Genomic DNA, 6,095 nt, shown 5'->3' on the forward strand with positions numbered 1-6,095 from the left:
AGAGCATGAACCAAAGTGTAGTTAAGGCTTTGCATTTGCTGGATCTTTTTTTGGAGGGCCAGACGGAGCTGACGCTGGTGGAGGTCGCTGAAAGGTCAGGTATGCCTAAACCGACGGCTTTTCGTTTTCTGGCTTCTTTAGAGGCTTGCGGGATGCTGGTAAAGTCGAAAAACACCGGGCAGGATGTGCGTTATCGCTTGGGGCTGAAGCTGCTGGAGCTGGGCAATATTGTGGCGGAGCAGCTGGAGATTCGCACAATTGCCAAGCCATGGATGCAGGCGCTGTGCGCAGAGCTGAATGAGGATGTCCATCTTGTCATCTTGGATGGAGAGGAAGCCGTTTACATTGAAAAGATTGAAAGCAATCAAAAAGTGCGGCTGCATACTCGTGTCGGCAAGCGTTCAAGCGTGTACATAGGGTCAGGACCAAAGCTGTTATTGGCGTTTCTGCCGCCGGAGGAGCAGCGCAGCTTGATTTCCCGGATTAAGCTTGAGGACAATGCAGACAGTCTGATTCAGACGGAGGAAGCGCTGTACGAGCATATGGAGGAAATCAAAGCGCAAGGGTATTCGATTAGCCTCGGAGAGCAGGAGCGGGAAACGATCGGTATTTCTTATCCGGTTCGCGATTATTCGAACAAAGTGATTGCGGCGTTGAGTGTCAGCGGCCCTGTGAGCCGGATTGACAGCGGATTTCAAAAGGAGATTCAGGAAAAGACGAGAGAAACGGCGCTTCGTATTTCAAAAGCGCTCGGCTATATTGAGTCATAATTCATGAGAAAAGCCAGCTGCATGTTTGCCGCTGGCTTTTCTGGTGTTATTTTGCCGCTGTTTTTGCCGGGATTTCCGTAACCGGCGCTTGGTAATCCTGGTGTTTTTTCTCGCTTTGATCGACGACAGCGGCGCCGACAATGTCACCTGTGACATTGCATGTGGTAAAGACCATATCGGTAATGACGTTGACGCCCGCTGTCAGGCCGACAATTTCAATCGGCAGGCCCGCCTGGGTAAAGACGATCGACATCCCGATCAAACCAGCTCCGGGAACGCCTGCCGTTCCGACCGCCGCCAGCGTTCCGGTGAGAATGATGGCGATGATTGTGCCGATCGTTAAATCGTAACCAACGATATCGGCGGCAAATATAACGCCGACGCCAAAGTGAATAGCGGACCCGTTCATATTAACAGTTGCCCCTACAGGGAGGGTAAAGTTGGCGACCCGGTCGCTGATGCCGGCTTTTTTGGCTGTTCGGAGGGTGACAGGGAGCGTGCCCAAGCTGCTGCATGTGACGAAAGCAGTGAACAGCGCTTCCCGGACATTCTTGAAAAAGCGCAGCACCGGTACTTTAAAAATAAGCAAAATCAGCGGGAAGACGATAAACATCTGCACGGCAACACCGGCATAGGAAGCAAGCACATATTTTCCAAGTGATTGGAGCGTGTCAAAGCCTTGATTGCCAATCGAATTCGCTGTGATGCCCAGCACCCCGATCGGCGCGTATTGCAGCACGCCGTTTAAAATGCGGAACGTCACTTCGCTGCCGGCTTCGGAAAGATTCAGCAGCAAGTCGCCTTTTTCCCTCATGCCTTGCTCTTTGGAATGGCGCATGAGGGAAATAGAGAAACCGACGATCAGCGCGAGAAAGACGATGCTTAGGATATCGCCATTAGCGAGCGATTGAAAAATGTTCGTCGGTACGATGTTCATCAGCACTTCAATGGTTGACGGCGCATCGGGAACTTCGAAATTGTCGGTGCTTGGCATGCTGAGGCCGATACCAGGTTTAATCAGCTTGGCAATCCAAATCCCGAGCAGCACGGCGATGGCTGTTGTCAGCAAATAATAGGGAAAGATTTTTCCGCCAATTCGCCCCAATTCTTTTGGATTTGAGTTGTTGACGGAGACGATCAGCGTCAACAAGATCAGCGGGACGACAATCATTTTAAGCAGGTTAAGGAAAAGTGTGCCAAATGGCGCCAGCACTCCAGCTGCTGGTCCGAACAGCAACCCGACGATTACACCGAGGATAAAGCCAGATGTAATTTTTAAAATAAACGATTTTTGCTTATACCAATTCCATAATCGAATCATTATAGACCCCCTAATTACATGTATTGTATTTCCGAAATTCCTATACAAGCAATGATGTATGCGCTTGCAATAAAAGCATCGGCCTAAAAATATAGGAGAAGCAAAGTTCTTTTTCATTTCATTAAATGAAATACCATTTCTCATTTGTTGTAATAAATTTACCACACTGCCATTTATTCCGCAATAATATTTAGATAATTAATAATATTCTTTAACTTTCGAGTTAAAACTAAAGAATCATCCCTCTGCAGACATGATTCTTTAGAGTGGCCGGTTATTGATTCGACTGACGCAATTCAGTGATCGTCTTGGAAACGGAGATTTGCTCCGGGTCCATTCTCAGCTCAAGCAGGGCAGGCGTCTTGCTTTCGATTGCCTTATGCAGAGCCGCTTTAAACTGGTCGGCTGTTTCAATTAATTCACCGGAAGCTCCCATCGACTGGGCGAGCAGAACAAAGTTCACGTTGCCAAGTTCCGTGCCAACTACTTTTTCAGGATAATGGATCTCCTGATGCATCCGAATCGTCCCGTACATTTGATTGTTGTAAATAATGCAAATGACAGGGAGATTATAGCGGACGGCAGTTTCGAGTTCCTGAATCGTCATCATGGCACCGCCATCTCCTGAGAGCGAGACAACCGGAGTGTGCGGACGGGCAAGTTTGGCCCCGATTGCTGCCGGAATTCCATAGCCCATTGCGCCGGAAGTAGGGCCGATGTAAGTATTGGCTTGAGTGAAACAAAAGTAATTATGAAGCCAAGTGGCAAAGTTGCCGGCATCATTCGTAAAAATCGTTTCAGCCGGGAGCTCGCTTTGCAGCAGCTGGATCGACTGCCGATAGGAAAGAGCGCCAGCTGCCCGCTCTGCTGTTTCGGCTGCTGCGCACTTTTCAAAAACGCGCCGCCGCTCGGCTGCCCATTCGGCTGCTTCTGCTTGGATCGTGAGCTCGAGGCCGGCTAATGCGTCAAGCGCCTCCTTGGCGTCAGCTAACATGCCGACAGCAGGAATGAAAGTCTTGCCGATCGTTTCTTCGCTAATGTCAATATGGATAAGCTGCTGCTCTTTGTTAAATAAAGAATAGTCTTGAGAAGTAATTTCTGAAAGCCGGGAGCCGATCGTTAAAATGACATCTGCCTGCTTGGCTGTTTCTATTATCGGAAGCGGGGTGCCCAAGCCTAAATGTCCCGCATATAAAGGGTGATGGTTTGGAAACACATCATGACGGCGAAAAGAGGCCATGACAGGTATGCCCGCTGCTTCCGCAAAAGACAGCAACTCTTTCTCGGCGTTCGCCCGTATAACGCCGCCGCCGGCAATAATGATTGGCCGCTTGGCTTCTTTTAATAAAACGCCGGCCTTTTCCAGCTCTGATAGCGAAGGCGCCGGTTTGGACCGTTCCATTGCCGGCGAAAATGCCATTTCTGCAACGTCCCGCAGCATATCCTCCGGCAAGGAGACGACGACAGGACCCGGGCGCCCGGATCTTGCCGTTTTAAAAGCGCGAGTGACGAGTTCAGGCACTCTGGCAGCATCGTTAATTTCAACAGTCCATTTCGCAATATGGCTGAAAAATTGGTCAAGTTCTACTTCCTGAAAGCCTTCCCGTCCCCGAAAAGCGGTATGTACTTGCCCTAAAAAGACAACCATCGGAGTGGAGTCCTGATAAGCCGTATGAATGCCGATCGCTAAATTGGCGCCGCCAACCGCTCTCGTTGCCATCACAACACCAGGCTCGCCGCTCGCTTTGGCGTACCCTTCTGCCATAAAGGAAGCGCCGCCTTCATGACGGCAGGAAATCAATTCAATAGACGGCTCATCATAGATGGCATCCATGACAGGCAAGTAGCTTTCTCCGGGAACGCAAAACACTTTTGACACCCTTTCCCGCTTCAAACAAGCAACGACGCCTTGGCCGCCGGTTAATTTTTCGACTGTAACAGACTGAGCATGAATCATGACTTTACCCCCGTTTTCAAATTGGCCATTCTTTTTACTGCTTCATCTAACCGATCATTAGGAACTGACATGGATAGTCGGAAAAATCCTTCTCCGGAAGGGCCGAATAGATGGCCTGGCGTGATGATGACTCCGGCTTCGGATAATACCTTTTCGGCAAAAGAGGCTGAAGAATACCCTTCAGGAACAGGAGCCCATATAAAAAACGCTCCTTTAGGAAGGTCAACATCAATGCCGATGCTGTTCAGTGCCTGCACCATCTTTTTCATTCGTTCATAATAGATGTCATTGTTTTCTTTTACAGCGGCATGATCACTAGTCAAGGCGGCAGCCGCTGCTTTTTGAATAGCCATGAACTGGCTCGTATCGATGTTGCTTTTTAGATTAGCGAGTGCTTGGATCATTTCTGGATTGCCAACCGCATAGCCAATTCTCCAGCCCGTCATGTTATAGCTTTTGGAAAGCGAACCCAGTTCAAGCGCCACGTCTTTCGCGCCAGGAACCTCCAAGATGCTTGGCGCCTTATACTCTCCAAAGGTGACTAAGGAATAGGCTGCATCATGAACAACGGCCATGCTATGGTCTTTGCCAAAAGAAACCGCTTGTTCAAAGACGCTCAAATCAACTGTAGCGGCTGTTGGATTTCCCGGATAATTTAAAAATAGCAGCTTGGCTTTCTCCATATTTTCTTCACTCAATTGAGAAAAATCCGGGGCATAGCTGTTTTCAGGTTTGAGCGGAAAGTCAATGGCATGTACACCGGATAAATAAGCAGATGTTCTGTACACCGGGTAGCCGGGATCGGGCACTAAGATGGACTCTCCAGGGTTGACGACTGCCGGGATAATGTTCGCAATTCCTTCTTTTGACCCGATCAGTGCCAGCACCTCTGTGTCAGGATCAAGAGTGACTCCATAATTTTGTAAATAGAAGGAGGCTACCGCTTCCCGAAATTCCCGTATCCCGGAATAGGGGGAATAGGTTCCGTTTTTAGGATTGTCTAATTCGGCTTTCAATTTTTCAATCACAAATGGCGGAGTCGGAAGATCAGGTGCCCCGATTCCTAAATCAATGACATCCACTCCTTGAGCCAGCAGTTCTTTTTTCTTTTTGTCGACTGCAGAAAAGAAATAAGGCGGCAAATGCTGAATTTTTTCTGATGTAAAGGACATGGCGTCTCCTTTCTTTTTTTGTTTCAATATTAGAAATGATGTTTCTTTAAATGAAATTATAAAAGGTTTTTTTGAAATTTTCAATCAATTTTTTAGATTTTTGACTAATAAAAAGATCAAGAAGAGAAAGAATAGTTATCTTTTGGCCAGACACGGCTGGCTTCTTTCAAGAATAGGATGAATGAAAAAGGAAAAGAGGGAGAAGAATGCCAATAACATTTCCGGTGAGCGTGGAAACGGTTAAATTCAGCAATGGTCCGAACCAGACAATCTTTTACCCGCAAGTGACCGGCATGGAGAATAAACAGCTGCAGCGGGCGATGAATCAGACCATTGCCTATCAAACACGGCAGCTGATTCAGCAGCAAACAGAAGGTGCGCCGGCCGTGGTGGAAGAAATGATCGGTTTTTATGAACTTAAGAATAATCAGCGGCAGGTGTTCAGTGTGGCTCTTTCCAATTATACGTACTACCACCATGCGGCTCACGGAATGACCTATCTGAAGTCTTTGACATTTGACCTGCAGCAAGGGAAGCTGTGCCAGTTGAAGGATTTATTTAAACCGGGAAGCGATTATGTCAAACGCCTTTCGGACTTGATCCGCGTGCAAATTACCCGCCGCCATATCCCGCTTCTAGACGGATTTACAGCTATTAAGCCTAATCAGGATTTCTACATCGCCGACAAAGTGCTTGTCGTGTATTTTCAGCTTTATGAAATCGCTCCCTATGCAGCCGGCTTTCCAATGTTCCCAATTTCTGTCTTTGATTTGCAGGACATCATTAAAGAAGACGGTCCGCTTGGACGGATGGCCATCAATGATTAATCAATCGCCACTTTTATGTGGCTTGCGGATGGGGACTGTTGCTTTCCA

The 6,095-nt window shown here is 48.0% G+C and carries 5 protein-coding genes; 2 read left to right on the forward strand and 3 right to left on the reverse strand.

Translation table 11 applies throughout. The annotated features are described in order from the left end of the window. Positions 1 to 5 precede the first annotated feature (5 nt). Complete coding sequence (locus BBA02S_RS16180; RefSeq protein ID WP_041113723.1) at positions 6 to 770, forward strand: IclR family transcriptional regulator; 765 nt, start codon at positions 6 to 8, stop codon at positions 768 to 770. A 46-nt stretch (positions 771 to 816) separates the two neighbouring features. Here the strand turns inward: BBA02S_RS16180 and BBA02S_RS16185 are convergent, their stop codons facing one another. The 3 genes from BBA02S_RS16185 to BBA02S_RS16195 all read right to left on the reverse strand — a co-directional run bounded on the left by BBA02S_RS16185 (position 817) and on the right by BBA02S_RS16195 (position 5,220). Next, positions 817 to 2,091: a dicarboxylate/amino acid:cation symporter gene (locus tag BBA02S_RS16185; protein WP_174521409.1), complete on the reverse strand. Its 1,275-nt coding sequence runs from the start codon at positions 2,089 to 2,091 to the stop codon at positions 817 to 819. 274 nt (positions 2,092 to 2,365) lie between these two features. Next, positions 2,366 to 4,048 carry a thiamine pyrophosphate-dependent enzyme gene (locus BBA02S_RS16190; protein WP_041095001.1) on the reverse strand — a complete coding sequence of 561 codons (1,683 nt, stop codon included), beginning with the start codon at positions 4,046 to 4,048 and terminating at the stop codon, positions 2,366 to 2,368. Then, positions 4,045 to 5,220 carry an LL-diaminopimelate aminotransferase gene (locus BBA02S_RS16195; protein WP_041113722.1) on the reverse strand — a complete coding sequence of 392 codons (1,176 nt, stop codon included), beginning with the start codon at positions 5,218 to 5,220 and terminating at the stop codon, positions 4,045 to 4,047. The genes BBA02S_RS16190 and BBA02S_RS16195 overlap by 4 nt, the downstream gene beginning before the upstream one ends. Before the next feature lie 206 nt (positions 5,221 to 5,426). Here BBA02S_RS16195 and BBA02S_RS16205 point away from each other — a divergent pair, with 206 nt between their 5' ends. Further along, positions 5,427 to 6,047 carry an RsiV family protein gene (locus BBA02S_RS16205; protein ID WP_082040223.1) on the forward strand — a complete coding sequence of 207 codons (621 nt, stop codon included), beginning with the start codon at positions 5,427 to 5,429 and terminating at the stop codon, positions 6,045 to 6,047. The last annotated feature ends 48 nt before the right edge of the window (positions 6,048 to 6,095 follow it).

Source organism: Bacillus badius NBRC 15713, assembly GCF_001591605.1.
Lineage (GTDB): Bacteria > Bacillota > Bacilli > Bacillales > Domibacillaceae > Pseudobacillus > Pseudobacillus badius.

Excerpts from the sequence above, each read along its gene's own strand:
- BBA02S_RS16180 (WP_041113723.1), top strand. The coding sequence starts at position 6 with ATGAACCAAAGTGTAGTTAAGGCTTTGCATTTGCTGGATCTTTTTTTG.
- BBA02S_RS16185 (WP_174521409.1), bottom strand. The coding sequence starts at position 2,091 with ATGATTCGATTATGGAATTGGTATAAGCAAAAATCGTTTATTTTAAAA.
- BBA02S_RS16190 (WP_041095001.1), bottom strand. The coding sequence starts at position 4,048 with ATGATTCATGCTCAGTCTGTTACAGTCGAAAAATTAACCGGCGGCCAA.
- BBA02S_RS16195 (WP_041113722.1), bottom strand. The coding sequence starts at position 5,220 with ATGTCCTTTACATCAGAAAAAATTCAGCATTTGCCGCCTTATTTCTTT.
- BBA02S_RS16205 (WP_082040223.1), top strand. The coding sequence starts at position 5,427 with ATGCCAATAACATTTCCGGTGAGCGTGGAAACGGTTAAATTCAGCAAT.